Origin of the sequence: Paenibacillus sinensis (assembly GCF_019904155.1) — a bacterium.
Classification (GTDB): domain Bacteria; phylum Bacillota; class Bacilli; order Paenibacillales; family Paenibacillaceae; genus Paenibacillus_AQ; species Paenibacillus_AQ sinensis.
Window position 1 is genome coordinate 1 of record NZ_JAHCMB010000061.1, and the last position, 18,676, is coordinate 18,676.

The following is an 18,676-nucleotide window of genomic DNA, read 5'->3' on the forward strand; positions in this document are numbered from 1 at the left end:
CCTGCTGATGGTTCCAATTTCATAACCAAAGTTATTCGGTTTTACGATGTTTGTAATATTTCTCTTATCTTCGCGAAATAAATATCCTTTAGTAAAGGTTCTATTGAATGTTTTTTTCAGATTTTCTTTATCTTCTTCGGTTATTTTATGATCTAAGGCCAGGCGATAGTTGGATACAACATTAGCCACATACGTAGGATCTTTCATTCGACCTTCTATTTTTAAAGAATCGATTTCTTTTAAATCATCGATATAATCGATTGTGTTTAAGTCCTTCGTCGATAGAATATAGTTTTTCGCTAAAGATGTATCTGTTGTCTGATCCATTAGTTCATACTCCTTACGGCATGAACCCACACATCTTCCGCGATTTCCGCTTCGATAGCCGATTAATCCTGACATGAGACAGTTTCCCGAATAAGAGACACATAAAGCACCGTGAACGAAAATTTCCAAAGGGATTTCCGCTATTCGTTTGATCTCTTTTACTTTTTCAATCTCAACCTCGCGGGACAGAACAACTCTTTTAGCACCAAGTTCTTTAAATAATAAAGTTCCGTCTACATCGTCTATTCCCATTTGCGTTGAGCAATGTGCTTCCAGATCAAGAAAGTTTTCAACGATATAATCGAAAGCAGCCAGGTCCTGGACGATAATGCCATCCACACCGATTTCATTTAATTCGCGTATCTGCTCTTTCATCTCTTGAACTTCGTTTTCGAAAACGATGGTATTCATGGTAACATAGATTTTAACGTTCCTCAGGTGCGCATACGTAACAGCCTCTTGTAACGATTCGAAATCAAAATTAGATGAGTATGCACGTGCCCCAAATTTTTGCATGCCTAAGTATATGGCATCACAACCATTCGAAATTGCAGCTTTTAAAGCTTTCATATTTCCTGCCGGAGCTAATAATTCAGTCATTTTTTCCTCCTGATGACCCATAAATGATTAAAAACTTGCCCCTACTTATGATACGGCTCACCGTATCACAATTTAAGCATTTGGGCCTACTGATATGTAGCCTTACCGAAGCCTATGCTCCAACGAACCTTTCAGGGGGTTCTCATCTCTCGGACCCAAAAAAGCCTTCCCGAAGGAAGGCTTAAGACGTCCCAAGAGGGATTCGAACCCCCGACCGTGCGCTTAGAAGGCGCATGCTCTATCCAGCTGAGCTATTGGGACACAATAAATGAGTCAAACCAAAATCATGATAAGTAGACCAAAATCCATTGTCCCAATCGGGGTGCAGCCCTCCGGGCTGACTGCGATGTAGTCCTGCCGAAGCTTATGCTCCGACGAACCCCCGACCATGCAGAAGGCACACGTCCTAACCAGCTGAGCTACTGGGACATATCAGTTATGTATTCAACAACGTTAACTATTATATAACGGGTGGGCTTGGCAGATCAAGGTTGACGGTTACATTTCTTGAAAAAGATACCGGTGGCACAGATAAACAGCCAAAATCAAAGGAGCGCCGCCTGGGCCGGTAAGCCCTTGGATGCACGCTCCCCTGATCGATGCCATGTTAATCGTGATCGCGAAAGCGGATTGCGAGCTGCTTTTTCAAATCGCCGAAGATCAACAGCTCCCGCTGAAACTTGTTCTTCTCTTCCTCGGGGCTCATGATCGGGCTGCCCGTAAAAGCGGTGGCGGTCACGTCGACGAACGCGTCATGCAGACTATTGTCATACCAATCCGTTGCCGTATCGGCATCGTTGGTTATAATACGGATAATCTCAAAACCCTCTTCCCGCTTGTCTTCCACGATATAGACCAATAGTGCGGGGTCGTCCACGGCTCCCGGCAGCACCCCCACCTCGGCGCACGGCGCTCCGTCGTAGTCCAGCATCCGGCGTATTTTCGCGTCCTTGATGTAATACATCGGTCTTCCCTCCTTCTCTGGCCGTTTCCCTATCTATTGTTGGGATAAGGACATACATTTTATGCCTTACTTCGGCATATATCTGTACCAATTGGCAAAAAGACAGGGACACCCATCAGGCGCCCCGCAAGAGAGGATGAACCGTCATGTGCGGAATAACCGGATTTATAGAATGGCGCGGCGATTTGACACAGCATTCCCAGCTGCTGATACAAATGACCGAAACCCTGGCGAATCGGGGCCCAGACGCGTCGGGCACCTGGATTTCGGGACCGGTGGCGTTCGGACACCGCAGACTCAGCGTCATTGACCCCGAGAATGGCGCCCAACCGATGATCGCCCGCCATGAGGACCAGACTTATGCAATTGTGTACAATGGAGAATTATATAACGCCGACGAGCTGAAAAATGAACTCAAGCAGCGGGGGCATCATTTTCTCACCCACTGCGACACGGAGGTGCTCCTGCACGCCTACATCGAATGGGGCCCGGACTGCGCGGAGAAGCTGAACGGCATCTTCGCGTTTGCCGTCTGGGACGGCTTGCGGGAGCAGGTGTTTCTGGCCCGTGACCGTCTCGGCGTGAAGCCGCTGTTCTACAGCAAGGTGGACGATACGCTGGTGTTCGGTTCAGAGCCCAAAGCGCTGCTGCAGCATCCCAAAGTGCGCCCCACCGTCGGTCCGGAGGGTCTCGCTGAGGTATTCATCATCGGACCGGCGCGGACTCCGGGTCATGGCGTCTACAGGGATATGGCCGAACTCCGGCCGGGCCACGCGATGATCTACAGCCGCGAAGGACTGCGAAGCTATGCCTACTGGACGCTGGAAAGTGTTCCTCATCAGGACACCCCCGACGAGACGGCTGCCAAAGTGCGCGAGCTGCTGCAGGATACGCTGGAACGGCAGCTCGTGTCCGATGTGCCGGTCTGTTCGCTGCTCTCCGGCGGACTGGATTCAAGCGCGTTGTCCGCGCTGGCCGTCGACTATTACAAGCGTACCGGACAGGGGCAGATGGACACCTACTCCGTCGATTACGTAGACAACGACAAATACTTCAAGAGCCATTCCTTCCAGCCGGGAGCGGATGCTCCCTGGGTGAAACGGATGGCAGAGGAGCTGCAGACCCGGCATCACAACATTCAGTTCGATACCGATGAATTGGTCGAGGCGCTGGATAACGCCCTCTTCACCCGGGACCTGCCTGGAATGACAGATGTCGATTCCTCGCTGTACCTGTTCTGCCGGGAGATCAAAAAAGGCGCCACCGTCGCCATCTCCGGCGAAGCGGCGGATGAAATTTTCGGCGGCTACCCCTGGTTTCACCGGGAAGAAATGCTGTCTTCCGGCACCTTCCCGTGGGCGGTGGCTCCCAAAATGCGGGCCGGACTGCTGTCCCCCGAAATCCGCGAATGGATTCGCCCGCTTGAATATTTGAACGATCGCTACAGCGACGCCGTCGCCGAGACGCCGAAGCTGGACGGGGAGAGCGGCAAGCAGGCGCAGATGCGGGTCATGTCCTATCTGAACATTACGCGCTTCATGCCGACACTGCTGGACCGCAAAGACCGAATGAGCATGGGTGTGGGCCTGGAGGTTCGCGTGCCGTACTGCGACCACCGGCTGGTTCAATATGTCTATAATATTCCCTGGGAAATCAAAACGGTCGGAGGCCGGGAAAAGGGGATTCTGCGCAAAGCGCTTGAAGGCATCCTGCCGGATGATGTGCTGTATCGTAAAAAGAGTCCCTATCCCAAAACCCATAACCCGAGCTTCCTCCAGTCTGTCCGCCAGAAGGCGCTGGACGTTCTGGACGATCCAACCTCACCTGTCCTGCCGCTGATCGACGCCGCCAAAATCCGGGAAATCGCCGCTTCCCCCGAATCCTCCAGCAACTTGCCCTGGTTCGGACAGCTCATGTCCGGCCCGCAGCTGTTCGCCTACATCGCCCAGGTCAATCTGTGGCTGCGCACCTATAACATCTCGATCGGTTAGCCCGATGATGGGATCCATACCGGAATGAACCTGCTTCTGATAAATAATCCGGGCGTGATATTTGCATGGCTGTGGATCGCGGTGCTTCTGCCGCTGGCTTACGGCGCCATCTCGGTTCTGGTCCACCGGATAGTGACAGGCAGCTTCCCCGCATTGGATCGGTTCGGGCTGACCTCAGAACTGCCCGCTGGCTTCAATCTATGGCAGACATCGCTGGCCTGGGTACTGACCTTCGGCATCGGTGAAGAGAGCGGCTGGCGCGGCTTCCTCCTGCCGGAGCTAAGCAGGGGGCGATCTTTATTCGGTTCGGCCCTTATCGTCGCCGCAGTCTGGATGCTCTGGCATCTGCCTGCATTCGGGTTCAACGACAACTACCTGCATATGGGCTTCGGCGTTATCGGCTGGGCAATCAGCCTGACCTATGGCTCGGTGGTGCTCGCCTGGATCTGTGAAGGCAGCCGCTGGAGCATCATCCCCGTCATTTTGTGGCACGGCATCTTCGACACGCTGACGGCAAGCGATCAGGCGGCTGAAGTTATGGCCATGGTATGCAGCATGCTGGTCATCATCCAGGGCGTTCTCCTTATGCGAAGCATGGGCCGCCGCCCGAATGCGTGAATAGCAGGGACCGCCTGAAAGCTGGAAGAGGAAGAGGCTCCCATCCCCCACCCGGATATCGGGATATGGCCCGGAATACACAAAGAAGCCCATTCAACCGCGACCAGAACCGTCCCTGTTTATAAGACAGGGACCGGTTCCCGTAAGCGGTTGGGGGCTTCTTTTTCTCAGAAACTGAAGTTGTCCGGGTCGGGACCATAGCGCTGGTTCTTGTTCAGCCCTTCGATGGCCTCTACATCCTCGTCGCTTAGTGTGAAGTCGAAAATACCGGCATTCTCGACGATGCGTTTCTCGTGAATGGACTTTGGAATCGTGATCACGCCCTGCTGGATATCCCAGCGGAGAACGATCTGCGCGGGCGTCCGATTGTATTTCGTCGCAAGCTCCTGCAGCAGTGGGAGGTCCAGATTGCCCTGCATGAGCGGGCTCCAGGCTTCCAGCTGAATGCTCTGATCCCGGCAGTATTTCACCAGCTCGCGCTGCGTCAGCAGCGGGTGGAATTCCACCTGATTCACAGCGGGCTTGACTCCGGTTTCTTCGATGATGCTGTTCAGATGATGGGGCTGGAAATTGCTGACCCCAATCGATTGCACATAGCCCTCTTGCTGCAGATGAATGAGAGCTTTCCAGGTGTCGACGAATTTGCCTTTGACCGGCCAGTGAATCAGCAGCAGATCCAGGACATCAAGTCCGAGCTTCTTCAGGCTAGTGCCGCAGGCTTGGAGCGTCTGTTCATAGCCCTGATCGGCGTTCCAGACCTTGGTCGTGATGAACAGCTCCTCGCGGGAAACCCCGCCCTCCTTGATGCCTTGTCCGACGCCCTCTTCGTTCTTGTAAGCAGCGGCGGTATCGATACTGCGGTAGCCGGTTTCAATCGCCGTTCTGACCGCATGAATAACCTCATCCCCCGCTTTGGTCTGCCAGACGCCGAGTCCGAGCCAGGGCATCGTTCTGCCGTCACTCAGGGTGGGTCCCCCGGTAAACGGTGCGTTCAACTGAGTCATCGCTCTTTCCCTCCACATTCATATCGGAATTGACTGTACACACATGTATTACCGTCTGCGCCGCCATTTTAAGCACTAATTCCCCAAACCGTAAATCAAAATTCACGGATGCCGGTTCACTCAGCCTGGCAGACACCGGCTTGTCTCCGCTTATTTCTCCGATTTGTCGATCAGCCGGAAATCGTCGTAGTGAAAGCCGGGAGCGACCACGCAGGAGACGAGCACCGGCTCGTCGCCAAGCGGACGCGCCGCCTGCCAAACGCCGGCAGGGACAAGCGCCTGCGGCTGCTGCCCTGCCGCGATATCCAGGCCGAGCACAATCTCCTGCACATCCCCGGGCTGCTCGCCGCTTCCGCCCAGACTCAGGACAAGGGGGCTGCCGGCATGCCACAGCCAGTGCTCGTCCGACAGGACGGTATGCCACTCTGATATTTCTCCGGGGTGGAGAAGGAAATAGATAGTGGACGCCGCAGGGCGCGGGCCCGAATAATCTCCGCTCAGAAGTTCCTTCGGAATTTGTACGGAGGACTTCCAGATTTCCTTGAACCATCCGCCTTCGACATGGCGCTCCAGTCCAAGCAGTTCAACAAAGGGTGAAAGCTCTTTTGTCACGATTATTCCTCTCCTTAGTTCGTTTTAGCTTGATTAATTGCCAGCTCGTTTAATTGCCTCTTGACCGGGATGAGCCTTCCGTCGCCTCGGCCAGCCGCTCCGTCAGAAGACGGAGCGCTTGTCCACGGTGGCTGATCGCCTGCTTCTCGGACACGGCCAGCTCAGCCATTGTCTTGCCGTAATCGGGAAGATAGAACAGCGGATCATAACCGAATCCCCCGCCTCCCGCCGGCTCTGAAGTGATCCAGCCCTCCACGGCGCCCTCGGCTGTATATTCCGTATCGCTGGACGGATCATACAGTGACAGGGCGCAGACGAACCGGGCCGTACTGAGCAGCGGCTGGTCGGTATCCTCTCCCTGCCTCAGTTCTTCCAGCTCGGCCAGCAGCTTCAAATTATTGTCTTCATCGGTGGCGCCGGGACCGCCGTACCGGGCGGAATAGACACCCGGACGGCCGTCAAGCGCATCCACGCAGAGACCGGAATCGTCGGCAAGGACGGGCAGTCCGAGCGCTTTCGACACCTGCACTGATTTCTTCCGCGCGTTCTCAGCGAAGGTCACGCCATCCTCTACCACATCCGGAAGATCGGGATAATCGAACATGCTCTTCACCTGGAACCCCAGCGGAGCAAAAGCATGCTGAAACTCCTTGACCTTACCGGCATTCTTGGTAGCGACAATCAGAATTCCGTTCTCCGCCTGCATGTTATACCTCCTGCCCGGCCGGACCCAGCGGAATTTTGAGCGCGATCGGTCCAAGCGCCTCCTTCTGGGCGGCAATGAGCTCCAGAACGCCCTTCTCGCCGAGTCCCAGCAAATAATCGAGTTCCCTGCGCGAGAACGGGCGCTCTTCACCGGTCCCCTGCAGCTCGACGAACTCTCCGCTGCCCGTCATTACGACATTCATATCGACTGTGGCCTTGGAGTCCTCTTCATAATTCAGATCGAGCAGCGGCTTGTCATCCACAATGCCGACGCTGATGGCGGCCAGGTAATCGGTGATGGGAAAAACGCTCAGCTTGTGCTGTACCGCGATTTTGTTCACGGCAAAAGCGAGCGCCACGAAGGAGCCGGTAATCGAAGCCGTCCGCGTCCCCCCGTCGGCTTGAATCACATCGCAGTCCAGCGTGATGTTCCGTTCGCCCAGCGCATGCAAATTGACGACAGAGCGGAGCGCCCGCCCGATCAGCCGCTGGATTTCCATCGTCCGTCCCGTCAGCTTGCCGCGCGCGGCTTCACGCTGATTGCGCGATTGGGTGGCCCGCGGCAGCATGGAATACTCCGCTGTCACCCAGCCCTTTCCCTGCCCCTTCAGAAAAGGGGGAACCTTCTCTTCCACCGTCGCAGTGCAGATAACCTTCGTATCCCCCATCTCAATCAGGACGGAGCCTTCCGCATATTTATTAACCTGGGTCGTTATTTTGAGCGGCCGGAGCTGGTCGTCGTTTCGCCCGTTTGATCTCATTTAGTCTGCCTCCTACATGCGTATCGCGTTAGCTTCAAATTTGCATCCTTAATTTTACCAAAGTGAAGGCACAAAAGCACTCTCCCGGAGCAAAAGCGCCGGGCGGTCTTGCAATCCAAGACGCCATGCACCCACACGCCTCAGGATAATCACCTGCCGGCATCCTCACAGACGCCGGGCGTTTGCTGCGAAAAGAACCTATGGTTATGCGCGCAGCATAGGAACAAGAAGCCCCGGACGGGATACACCCGCCGGGGCCGCGCGCTTCGCGCTTCAAGGAGGACGCAGACCTGTGCGCAAGCTGCACATGACAGCCAGCCGCAGGTTAGCGGCCATTTCTTTACAGAGGAAGCTCATTGATAACCTGCGGCGCCGATACCGGCTTGCCGTAGTCGACATTGTCGGTGCCGGTGACCGTCTGTTTGCCGTTCATCCGCACCTGAACCATGGCATTATCCGAGTTGAGCGACGCGGTAAGCACGACGGATTCCAGCAGCTCGGCCGGAACCTGGCTGCCGTCGTCGAACATGTCGTCCTTCAGCGAGACGGTAACGACGCCGCTCTGATCTTCGGTTATCGAATCGAGCACCGTATCCGAAGTCATGACGGTCTCCAGCCCATCCTGGGATTCGGGACCCGCGATCAACTCATTCATTGCCGCCTTCAAGCGGTCCTGTCCGGGTGTCACGAACTTCGTTACCGGAACATAATACTGCACGCCGCTTGGGGAAGCGGCCGAGAAGAAGACCGTCACGGCGCTGGAGTTCATGACGGATGGCCCCTGGGCCGGAAGATTGATTCCGATGCTGCGGGTCAGCGGACGGTCGAGCGGCGTCCCTTTCAGCGGCATTTCACTGAGCTTTTTTCCGTCCATCGAGAGCTGTACGCTTTGAACTCCCTTTTGTCCGGTCAGCGTCCAGGTTACGGCCTCCAGCAGCTTGCGCTCATCCGCCGGTGCGTAGGAGCCGAAGCTGCCGCCGAAATCGACAGTAGCCACGCCGTTCTCCACCTTCACGCTGTTAATCTTCGTACCCTGTGGAAGCACTCCGCTGAAGCCTTCCGGCAGGCTCGAGGCGGAATCCCCGCCCTGCACGAGCGCTTCAAGCGACTGCTTCAGCGCGTCATCCTTATTCGCTTGAGCAAGATCCAGCGCCATCGGAGCCAGGAGACCGCTGTCGTTCTGCAGATAGACCGTTGTGCGCTCCGCCCCGGTCTTGGTGCTGGCCGCGCCTGCGCTTCCGGCTCCGGCGGCAGCCGAATTCGCCGCGTCTTCGCCGGCAGCCGCCTGATCGCTGCCGGAGCTACCGGTGTCGGCTGCAGCGATGTCGCTGTCCGACACCGGCGCCATGACGCCGGCATCCAGCGTCTTGTCGGTTGACTGCAGCATCTGGGCCTCCACGTCGCCGGGAGGCGGATCGATGGCCGCCGAGCTGTCCCCTCCGAACCAGCCGCAGCCGGACAGAGCCAGCGGCAGTGCCAGCAGACAAGCGGCCGAGACAGAAGCTAGTTTGTGCTTATTGTTCATTTGATTATGCCCCTTTCCAGGTTATCGATACGGTTTGTACTGCTATGTATACGAGCCCTCGGAGCAAAAAATAACAACAGCTTATCCAGCTTCTTTCCCTTTATGCTAAAGTCCTTTGACAGCAGAGCTCCGCATAAGACTGCCTTTCTGGACAAATACTTCCGGTACACGTACAATTTGACTACGGCGAAGACCGGCGGGCCTTGCGCCGTACCAGATAATCCAACCAACGATAACTGAACGGGGTGACCGAACATGGCCGACGCCAAAATTCCCTACAGCCTCAACAGCAAAGCCGTCGCTCAAGCGACGCAAGCCTGGCTGCATACGCGCGGGGTCAAAGTCGAGCAGATTGCCGAGCTTGTCTTACTGCTTCAGAAGAAATATTATCCAAATATTACCATGGAAGAATGCATTCACAATGTAGAAATGGTACTCAGCAAGCGGGAGGTGCAGAACGCCGTATTGACCGGTATTCAGCTCGATCTGCTGGCGGAGGAAGGGAAGCTGTTCTCCCCGCTTCAGGACATGATTGAAAATGACGAGGGCCTGTACGGGGTCGACGAGATTCTGGCCTTTTCCATCGTCAATGTATACGGAAGCATCGGCTTCACCAATTATGGCTATGTCGACAAGCTGAAGCCGGGCATTCTGGAGAGGCTGAACGACAGAAGCACCGGCGAGGTTCACACCTTCCTCGACGATATCGTCGGAGCCGTGGCCGCGGCTGCCAGCAGCCGGATCGCACACCGGAAACAGGCGGAGCGGGAGAATGACCTTGGGCTCCCTCACGCTCCCGAAGATACCGAGGATGCGGCCAAACATCTGGACGCTAACAGGGGACAGACGGACTAAAGTCATCATTTCCTACCAATACAACCCCAAAAAAACCGCTCCTGAACCAAATAATAAAAGAGAGTTAAGCGGCCTTGGTCCTGAATTCGAGGGGACTGAGGCCGTTTTGCTTTGCCTGTAACCGTTCGTATTGGCAATATAGGTTTTTTGCTTTCTTGAACAATCGTAAATTTCTCCAACGCCTTAAACTTTTTTTGCTTCATGAAAAATACTCCCCATACAGTGACAGGTTTTTATTATTTCGCCTGTCTACTATATGGGGAGCATATTACTAACCCTCGGCCAGCCTTCTTTGCTTAGCTGGAATATATCCTGCTCAGCCGCTTGAAGCGGCTTACAGGTTCAGCAGTTTATAAATGACAGCCGCAGCCTGCGCGCGGGTCGTCGCCGATTCAGGTCGGAAGGAGCCATCCTCGAAGCCGGTAATCAGACCGGCTTGCTGCACGCCTGCGACGCTTGATACGGCGTAGCCTGCGATGCCTGCCTGGTCGGTGAAGACTGCCGCCTGTGCTTCAGTTTTCACACCGAGCGTGATTCCGGCGGCTTGCACCGCCCGGGAGAGCATGACCGCCATATCTTCCCGCGTAATCGTTTCATTGGCTCCGAACGTGCCATCAGCTTTGCCCTTGACGATGCCGAGCGTCGTACCCGCTGCTACGGCGTCCTCGTACCAGGCGTCAGCCGGGATGTCGCGGAATGTCGTCGCCGTCTGCGCATCCTTTGCGCTCAGCCCGAGAGCGGTGACGAGCATCTGCAGGAATTCCGCGCGGGTCACGGAGCGGCCCGGCTCAAAGGAGCCGGCAGAGGTGCCCTGGATAATCTGTCTGGCCGCCAGTGACTGAATCATATCTTTGGCCCACAATGCGGTATCCAGGTCTCCGAGCTTGACATCCGCGTACGCCACGGCGTAGCGGCCGAAATGCTGCGGGCTGAACTGCATGCGGCCCGAAGCTGCGGCATAGACGCCGTTCTTGACCACTTCCTTCTGTCCGTTCTCGCCGATGTAGTAGATCACGAGCAGGCTGGCGAGTTCGCCGGCCTTCGGCGTGTAGTCGAACGCCACCTTCACCGAGCCCTTGCCTGGGAAGGCCGGAACCTTAGCGCCGTCTACCATGAGATCAAGATCGTACACCGGATGCTCGCCGATCAGCAGCTTGGCGTCTCCGGTCAAACCTTCGGACGTCACCGGAGTGACCGTGATGCTCAATGTCTGGGCATTTTGGCCGAAGATGGCGGCATCGTCCGTTGCGAGCGTGATGCCGACTCCGCCGCTACGGATAGTGATGGAACCAACTTGATCGGCTGCCTGAAGCAGCGGCTGCGCCGGCAGCGCCACCTCCAGCTTGCCTGCAGCCTGCTGGCCGACAATCTCAATCTGGAGTTGTCCATTCGCTGCGCCCTGCAGCGCAGCGCGAAGCTCGCTCTCCGTCAGGCTGACCGTTACATTGCCGTTGCTGTCCGGCTTGGCGGTGACAGTCGTCACCCCGCCGGTGGTGCTCACGACGCTGCCGGTGGAGCTTGCGGCGGAAGTCGTCGTACTTCCGGTGCTGCCGTTATTTCCATTATTTTCGTTGCTGCCGCTTCCGGCAGCAGTTACCGTCACGACCGTCTGGGCCGTGAAGCTGCCGTCTTCGGTCGTTGCGGTAATCGTCGCCGTGCCCGCCGATTTTGCGGTAACGACACCGACTGCGTCCACACTCGCAACCTCGCTGTTGCTGCTGCTCCAGACGACATTTTGATTCGTCGCATTCGCCGGTGCGACTGTTGCCGTAAGTGCGCCGCTGCCGCCCGTTGTCAGGCTCAGCTCAGTCGGGTTCACGCTTACGCCCGTTGTCGGCACAATCTCCGGTGCAGGGTCGGTCACCGTCACGATCGTCTCGGCTGTGAAGCCGCCGTCCTCTGTCGTCACGGTGATCGTCGCCGTGCCTGCAGCCTTCGCAGTAACGATGCCGCTGTTGTCCACGGCGGCAATCCCGCTGTCGCTGCTGCTCCAGACGACATTTTGATTCGTTGCATTCGCCGGAGCGATCGTTGCCGTCAGACGTCCGCTGCCGCCCGTCGCCAGGCTCAGCTCGATCCGGTTCACGCTTACACCAGTTACCGCCACTGTTTCCGGTTCGGTATCGGTTACCGTCACGATCGTCTCGGCTGTGAAGCCGCCGTCCTCCGTCGTCACGGTGATCGTCGCCGTGCCCGCCGCCTTCGCGGTGACGACGCCGTCTTCGTCCACAGTGACAATCTCATCGTCGCTGCTGCTCCAGGTTACCTTTTGGTTCGCTGCATCCAGCGGTTCGATGATCGCTGTCAGGCTGCTGCTGCCGCCTGTCGCCAGGCTCAGCTCCGTCCGGTCCAGGCTCACGCCCGTTACCGCCACGGCATCCGCCTTAACCGTTACCGGAACGGTGAATGTCTTGCCGTTTACCGTCGATGCGGTAATGTTGGCCTGTCCTGCGCCGACCGCCGTAACGACGCCCGACTCATCCACCTTGGCTATCGCTTCGTCGCTCGATGTCCAGGACACGCGAGGGTCCGCGACCACAGGCAGCACGAGCGGCTGCAGCTGCACGGTCGAGCCGATCGCCAGGGCAGCCGTGGCCGGATCGACGGAGATGCCGTCGGGGTCCGCAACGAAGGCTCCGTTTGCCTGGAATACGGTGACGCCTACCCAGTCCTTCGTGGTCGACACGCCGTAGATGTTCAATCGGATGTATCTGCCGTATGCCGACTCCGGCAGCTGCAGATCGAATATCGTCGAGGCGCTGCCTGCATAGCTGGCGCCGCTGTCATAAACCGTCTGCCAGTCGGACCCGTTGTCCGAGACGAGCAGGCTGTATTTCATCGTCTGCCAGAAGCTCATCTTGAAGCTGTCGATCCGCGCCGTCCGGCCGAGATCGATCTGCCAGTATTCCGGGGTTGCCGTCGTCTGGAGGTTGGCCCCCGTCGACCAGGCGGTGCCGGTCGCGTTCATCGTCGCCGCGTTGTCAATCGGACTCGACAGCGGATACTTGCTGATAAGTTTGCTGGCCGAGACGCTGCCGCCGTTGGCCACGTAGCCGCCGGACAAATCGGTGCTCACGGTGACTGCAGCCGATCCGACTGCGCCTCCGTTCACCGCCGTCGCCCGGATGTTGGCCGTACCCGCGGCAATTGCGGTCACGCGGCCGCTGTCATCCACCATGGCCACCGCCTCATTGTCCGAGGACCAGTTGATCACTTTGTCGTTCACATAGACCGGAAGCACTTCGGCCGTCAGGTTAGCCGATAAGCCCGCCGTCAGTTTCAGCGTGCTTGGGCTGACCTGGACACTCTCGGCTACTTGGCTGCTGTCATACGCCAGAGCCGTTACCGCTGCGCGGAGCGCCTGCTCCCGCTCATCGGCTTCGCTCTGCCGGGATGCGTTCCAATGCTCCGCCTGCGCCTGCGCCAGAACCGTCTGCGCCGCGCTCAGCGCCGTCTTGTAAACGCTCAGGCTGTCCGCCGTGTAAGCCGTGTCGGCTGCCGTCTTCGCTGCAATCGCATCATCGATGGCGGATTGCAGTCCGGACAGGTCGATAACGGCCTCGCCGGTTACATGAAGATTGAACGAGGTCGCTCCCGTGTAGCCGCCGTGGTCCGGGTAAGCATCCACGGTCAACGTGATGACCGCATCTCCCGCGGTCAGCGCCGTAAGGAGACCCGTGCCGGAATCGATCGAGGCGACGGCCGGATCGGAGGAGCTCCAGATCAGGCTCCGGACATCCGCCGTGGAAGGATTCAGAATCGCCTTCAGCTGCATGGACGATCCGGTATCCAGCTCCACAGCGGTCTGGTCGATCGCTTGGCCATGGTCATCGTTAATGCCGATGGCTTCGACCGGAATGATCGGATGGACGCTGACGCTGGCAGAAGCCGACAGCGACGGGTCGGAGACTGATGTTGCCGTAACGGTTACGATGCCGTCGCTCACCGCGGTCACGAGACCCGACGAGCTCACCGTTGCCACGGAAGCGTCGCTGGTCGTCCAGACGACCGACTGATCAACGGCGGTCACGTTCGGATTAACCGTTGCCTTCAGCTGCGCCGTATTTCCCGGCGTCCCCGGGATGTCGAGCAGGCTGACCGAGGAATGGTCCAGAGTCACGGACGACGCCACCGGCGCGGCGGCGTAGACGTTGAAGTTGTCGAACTGCGACGTCCAGCTCATGCTGCCGCCGGAGACGCGCGTCGCGTAGATCTCCAGATAGCCGAGCGATCCACTGAAGCTCGTGCCGGACGCGAACGGCAGGTCGCTGACCGTAACGGTCTGGGACGTCGCCTTGTTCGTCAGCGTGAAGGCTGACTTCTTCGCCGTCATATCCAGCGTAACTGTAACATGATACGTCGTATTCGCCGTGGCGAAGCCGCTGGAGGCAACAGCCGTGCCCGTAAGCGCCGTATTGGCCGTCAGCGTGGCGCTCGTGCTGTACAGCAGGGAGCTGGAGGCTCCCGTCGGAACGCCGAAGGTCAGATAATTGTTGTGGGCGCTGTCCTGAATGCGCAGCTGCCCTGTGCCGGACGACGGCGAGCCGACGTTCCAGTCAAAATCCAGCACAATCTTGTTGTTGGTCAGATTGAAGCTCTTATAAGCGGCTCTTGCGCCGCTGCCGCCCGCCGTCAGCTGCAGCAGCTGGCTGGACGCGCCGGCCGGAGAAGCCACGGCCGCTCCGATGGCGGACGCCGAGCCCGCCGTCACCGACCAGTTGTCGCCGATGTTCCGGTTATCAAAGCTCTCGCTCACTGCCGGCACATAGACGGTCGTGGAAGCGTTAAAGCCTCCGTCGCCGGTCGTTGCCGTAATGACCGCGGTTCCCGCCTTGCGCGCCGTCACGACGCCGAAGGCGTCGACGGAGGCGATGGACGGGTTGTTGCTGGACCATGCGATGTCCAGATTGGTCGCATCCTCCGGCAGCACGGTTGCCTTCAATTGAACGGTCGGAGCCGTCGAGGCCGGATTCGTCGAAGAGAAGAAATCGGATGCAAAGTAGTAAGCCTCCTGGTCCAGAGCGACGCCGGTCACTGCAACCGGCGTCGATTGCACGTTGACCGCCACGGTCCGTGTATAGCCGCCGTCCTGGGTCACTGCCGTCACGGTGGCGGTTCCTTCCTTATGGCCGGTGATCCGTCCCGCCGAATCGACCATGGCGACCGATTCGTCGGAGCTGCTCCAGAGAATGGTCTTGTTGTAGGCATCGTCCGGCGAAACAACGGCCGTAATCGGCCGTGTCGTGCCGATCATCAGATTCAGCGCCGATTTGTCCAGCATCAGCCCGGTTACCATGACCGGAACGACGTTGATGACGGCGGAAGCATGGATCGCCGGATCGTCAACGGAGGTCGCCGTGATCGTCGTAGTGCCCGTCGTCAGAGTTGTGACAAGTCCGTTTGCGTCAACCGAAGCCACGTCCGGAGCCGAGGACGACCAGGTGACGTCGGCGAAGCTGGCGTTCGCGGGAGCCACGGTCGCCGTCAGCTGCTCGGTCCGGCCCAGGCTGACCGTCGCGCTCGTCTTGTTCAGCGTTACGGAGGTGACCGGAATCTTCGTTGCGTTCAGCGTGAACGAGGCAAGCGCCGTACCGTCCACGGATTCCGCGGTGACCGTGGTCGTTCCGTCATGCTTGACGTTCAGCTTCACATTCTGCGTGACATTGGATTGCTGGTAGAACGTTCCGGGATTCGAGGACTGCCAGAATTCGCCCAGGAACGAAGCGACGGACGGATCGCTGGAGCGGAAAATAATTCGCTGATCCGTTGTCCCCGCCGGCAGCGTGCCCTTGAGCACGAGCTTATCCCATACGACGGCGTTCACGGTGCTTCCGGCCGCCGTGCCTCCCACCGTCAGGGTCAGGTTGCCGCTGCCGGCGGTTGACGCCGGTGCAACCGTCACTGTGGACGAAGCCGTCAGCCCGCCCGCCAGAGTCTTGGCCGTAATGACGGCGGTGCCCGTTTGATGTGCGATGACATAGCCGGAGGCATTGACCTCCGCAACCGCCGGATCGCTGGATGACCATACCAGCGTGCTGTCAAAGACCTTTTTGTCGGAGGATGCGTTGGAATCCGGCGCGATGGTCGGCAGCAGACGATCCGTCGTGCCGGCTGTCAGCGACAGAGAAGTCCGGTCCAGCGTAATTGATGTCGGCTCCGTCTTCGTGACCGAGTACGTGCCGAAGCCCTGCAGCGGCGACAGCATCGTCGCCGGCTTGTTCTTGGCGTGGCCTCTCCACAGATAGGCGTACATGCTGTCCATCATATCGCCCATTTTGCCGCCCGCCGTGCTGCCCATCTCCTTGATGGAGGTATCGCCGTTGTTGAACATCGTGCGGCGATCGACGGTGTTCGGCGCGCCTGTGCTGGCACCGGCGCCTTCGACGACGATCCAGTCGGTCTCCCAATAGAAGAAGCCGCGCATCCGGTCGTTCGGATTGGCCACGTCTCGCATCGCCTGCATGTAATCGAGCAGCCAGTTGTACTGCCCGTTCGGGTTCGAGGCTGCATAATAGCTGGTCTGCCCCATCGAGCCGCTCTCGTCGGCCCAGTCGGGGTTGTATTTGGTGAAGGAATACCCCGTCTCCACATCCAGATAATCCTTGTTCGGGAACTGTGCGATGTTGTTCGTAAGCATCGACAGGATCGCATCTGAAGTATGTCCGCTGTAGAGCGAGTAGGCCTGCCCGTCGAATTTGACGCCGTTCGTCTTGAATGTGCCGTACTGCGTGTTCGAGTTGGACGGCGTATAGCCGTTGTTCGAATGAATGAATGCGCTTACTCCCGGAGCCGCATCATGCACCGCGTCGTAGGCGGCGTTGATCAGCGCCTTGTAGCCGGCGGAGGAATAGCCTTTGCCGGTCGGCCAGGCGATGCCGCCGTCCTGCTCGTTCCCGATTTTGACGCCCATTGGAACGGTGCCCTGATCGGCCAGCCCTTTGATGAAATCGTAGACGTAGTTGTACATCGTCGTCGTCATTTCGTCCAGCGACTGGTCGACCAGCTTGCCGGACGAATCCTTGTACATCCAGTCGTAAGGCGTGAACGCCTTGCCCGCACTCATCCAGGTGTCGCTGAAATGAAAGCCGGGCATATAGCCGATATCCAGCGCCTGCGCCCGCTTGGCGAGAGTGTAAGCGTGGGTCTTGTCGAAGTATCCGGCCTGCATGGTCAGCGGGTAGGGATTGCCGTCCTCGTCCGTATAATAATCGACATACTGCATTTGCTTGACCGTGCTCTGATCGTAGACCGGGTTGCCCGCGTGCACGAACAGCATGCCCGTAATCGCGTTCACGCCGTGGTTGGCCAGAATGGTCAGGCAGTCCTGCTGGACGCCGTTCGCAAAATATTTGCCGCCATTGTCCTCAATGATCGGCAGAAAAGAGACGTCCGCCCCCTTCACGGTCGTGTTGTCGATCGCGAACAGGTCGAAGTTGTCCACGTATGCCTTGTCTGCGCCGTTGCCCTGCCACTCGTCGTGGCTGCCGTTCGCGCCGCTTGATGTATATGTAGCCACGCTCTTGTCGTACTCGGCGTCCTTGATCGTATTGGCGTAGACGGTCACCTGATGGTCATTCGGGCCCGTCTTGAAGCGAAGGGTCACCAGCGAGTAGCCTGCGGTGCCGGAAGGCGCCTGCCGCAGCACTTTGCCGTCCGCCGTCTTGACCCCGAGATTGACCCGGTCGCCGTATGAGGTGACATTGACGAGCTGCCCCGTATTGCCGAGGTAATTCTTCTGGTAGATCGTCTCCCAGGTGTCCTGCCGGTCAACCTTGGCCCGGACGGTGGCGATATAAGTCGTGTTCGGCTCGACGGCGACGGTCTGGCTGAGCTGGGAGTCTGCGCCCAGAACGGCAGAGACCGTTCCTGTGTCCGCGCCTGCGCCGGCCGTTGCGCTGCCTTGATCGATGGTCCAGCCGCCGAGATCGCCGGTCTCGAAGCTCCAGTTGACCAGCGGGTTGGCGTCGCTGCTGTCGAGCGTCAGCTCGATGTCGTCCACCGCCAGGTTGTTGCCCGTACCGGAGGCGATTGTAATTTTGACCTGTCCATTGTAGATCAGCACGTTGCGCATGGAGATCTGCTTCCACTCCGTGTTGCTGATATACGTGTCGATCATCGTCCGTGTATCCGGTCCCCCGGTCTCGGTGGCCGTGATATAGGCGCTGTTGCTGCTCGTGCCGCCCTTGACCCACGCAGAGAGCGTATAACTGCCCTGCTCGATGCCGGTGATCGTCCGGGTGAGCGTGCTGCTCGCCGCGGACAGCTTGGCAGAGTAGCTTCCGCCGTGGGCTTCCGCCGTCTGAACGGCGGCTGTGCCAGCGGCCGTCCAATCCGTCAGCGATCCGGCTTCAAAATCCAGATTCGCGCCCGGCGCATCCGCCGCGAAGACGGAGAGCGCCCCCAGCGGACCTGTGCTTCCCAGTGTTAACGTGAACAATAACGCAGCGACAAGCACACAAGCCCAGTTCCTAGTCCATTTCATTGTTGCTATCCCCCATTCGTTAATGTATGATAAGCGCCGCTCTCCTTCATCGATCCGATCGTGTATAGCGCTTTCATCGCTCAAGATAGCATGATCGGGCAAGCGGGAATACCTGACAAACCTATGATTTGCTCTAATTTTCTGAGCTGTCGGTTCACTCCTTTCCGCAAATCCGGTTCACTCCCGCGCCAAGGAAAGAAAGCGCTTTCGATATTCTTAATAATATTAATGC

At 58.0% G+C, this 18,676-nt stretch carries 12 protein-coding genes and 1 tRNA gene; 3 read left to right on the plus strand and 10 right to left on the minus strand.

Annotation, left to right across the window (positions count from 1 at the left end):
* The 3 genes from KIH86_RS07735 to KIH86_RS07745 all read right to left on the minus strand — a co-directional run.
* The coding region (locus KIH86_RS07735) for a peptidase U32 family protein (RefSeq protein ID WP_223110371.1) at positions 1-927 on the minus strand (927 nt) is incomplete at its 3' end.
* Positions 928-1,114: 187 nt separating this feature from the next.
* Positions 1,115-1,188, minus strand: a tRNA-Arg gene (locus KIH86_RS07740).
* 346 nt (positions 1,189-1,534) lie between these two features.
* Positions 1,535-1,891, minus strand: coding sequence for a hypothetical protein (locus KIH86_RS07745; RefSeq protein ID WP_223082999.1), 357 nt, complete (start codon positions 1,889-1,891; stop codon positions 1,535-1,537).
* 146 nt (positions 1,892-2,037) lie between these two features.
* Between KIH86_RS07745 and asnB the strand changes: the two genes are divergently transcribed.
* Entirely contained in the window at positions 2,038-3,882 is a 1,845-nt protein-coding gene (gene asnB / locus KIH86_RS07750) for an asparagine synthase (glutamine-hydrolyzing) (RefSeq protein WP_223083000.1), read from the plus strand.
* A gap of 54 nt (positions 3,883-3,936) precedes the next feature.
* On the plus strand, positions 3,937-4,500 hold the full coding sequence (locus tag KIH86_RS07755) for a CPBP family intramembrane glutamic endopeptidase (protein ID WP_223110372.1): 564 nt from the start codon (positions 3,937-3,939) through the stop codon (positions 4,498-4,500).
* 167 nt (positions 4,501-4,667) lie between these two features.
* Here the strand turns inward: KIH86_RS07755 and KIH86_RS07760 are convergent, their stop codons facing one another.
* The 5 genes from KIH86_RS07760 to KIH86_RS07780 all read right to left on the minus strand — a co-directional run bounded on the left by KIH86_RS07760 (position 4,668) and on the right by KIH86_RS07780 (position 9,107).
* Positions 4,668-5,504 (minus strand): aldo/keto reductase, encoded by an 837-nt coding sequence (locus KIH86_RS07760; protein WP_223083002.1) that lies wholly within the window; start codon positions 5,502-5,504, stop codon positions 4,668-4,670.
* Between the two features lie 150 nt (positions 5,505-5,654).
* Entirely contained in the window at positions 5,655-6,116 is a 462-nt protein-coding gene (locus KIH86_RS07765; protein WP_223083003.1) for a cupin domain-containing protein, read from the minus strand.
* A 49-nt stretch (positions 6,117-6,165) separates the two neighbouring features.
* Entirely contained in the window at positions 6,166-6,822 is a 657-nt protein-coding gene (locus KIH86_RS07770) for an XTP/dITP diphosphatase (RefSeq protein WP_223083004.1), read from the minus strand.
* A 1-nt stretch (position 6,823) separates the two neighbouring features.
* Entirely contained in the window at positions 6,824-7,582 is a 759-nt protein-coding gene (gene rph, locus KIH86_RS07775; protein ID WP_223083005.1) for a ribonuclease PH, read from the minus strand.
* Between the two features lie 340 nt (positions 7,583-7,922).
* Complete coding sequence (locus KIH86_RS07780) at positions 7,923-9,107, minus strand: GerMN domain-containing protein (RefSeq protein ID WP_223083006.1); 1,185 nt, start codon at positions 9,105-9,107, stop codon at positions 7,923-7,925.
* A 255-nt stretch (positions 9,108-9,362) separates the two neighbouring features.
* Between KIH86_RS07780 and KIH86_RS07785 the strand changes: the two genes are divergently transcribed.
* On the plus strand, positions 9,363-9,962 hold the full coding sequence (locus KIH86_RS07785) for a phosphatidylglycerophosphatase A family protein (RefSeq protein WP_223083007.1): 600 nt from the start codon (positions 9,363-9,365) through the stop codon (positions 9,960-9,962).
* 5 nt (positions 9,963-9,967) lie between these two features.
* Here KIH86_RS07785 and KIH86_RS07790 read toward each other — a convergent pair whose 3' ends face one another.
* Complete coding sequence (locus KIH86_RS07790) at positions 9,968-10,165, minus strand: hypothetical protein (RefSeq protein ID WP_223083008.1); 198 nt, start codon at positions 10,163-10,165, stop codon at positions 9,968-9,970.
* Between the two features lie 131 nt (positions 10,166-10,296).
* The gene (locus tag KIH86_RS07795; RefSeq protein ID WP_223083009.1) at positions 10,297-18,444 is read right to left on the minus strand and encodes an Ig-like domain-containing protein; all 8,148 of its coding nucleotides are present in this window, start codon (positions 18,442-18,444) and stop codon (positions 10,297-10,299) included.
* Positions 18,445-18,676: the final 232 nt, after the last annotated feature.

Coding starts and splice junctions, on each gene's coding strand:
- KIH86_RS07745 (WP_223082999.1), bottom strand. CDS start 1,891: ATGTATTACATCAAGGACGCGAAAATACGCCGGATGCTGGACTACGAC.
- asnB (WP_223083000.1), top strand. CDS start 2,038: ATGTGCGGAATAACCGGATTTATAGAATGGCGCGGCGATTTGACACAG.
- KIH86_RS07760 (WP_223083002.1), bottom strand. CDS start 5,504: ATGACTCAGTTGAACGCACCGTTTACCGGGGGACCCACCCTGAGTGAC.
- KIH86_RS07770 (WP_223083004.1), bottom strand. CDS start 6,822: ATGCAGGCGGAGAACGGAATTCTGATTGTCGCTACCAAGAATGCCGGT.
- rph (WP_223083005.1), bottom strand. CDS start 7,582: ATGAGATCAAACGGGCGAAACGACGACCAGCTCCGGCCGCTCAAAATA.
- KIH86_RS07780 (WP_223083006.1), bottom strand. CDS start 9,107: ATGAACAATAAGCACAAACTAGCTTCTGTCTCGGCCGCTTGTCTGCTG.
- KIH86_RS07785 (WP_223083007.1), top strand. CDS start 9,363: ATGGCCGACGCCAAAATTCCCTACAGCCTCAACAGCAAAGCCGTCGCT.
- KIH86_RS07790 (WP_223083008.1), bottom strand. CDS start 10,165: ATGAAGCAAAAAAAGTTTAAGGCGTTGGAGAAATTTACGATTGTTCAA.
- KIH86_RS07795 (WP_223083009.1), bottom strand. CDS start 18,444: ATGAAATGGACTAGGAACTGGGCTTGTGTGCTTGTCGCTGCGTTATTG.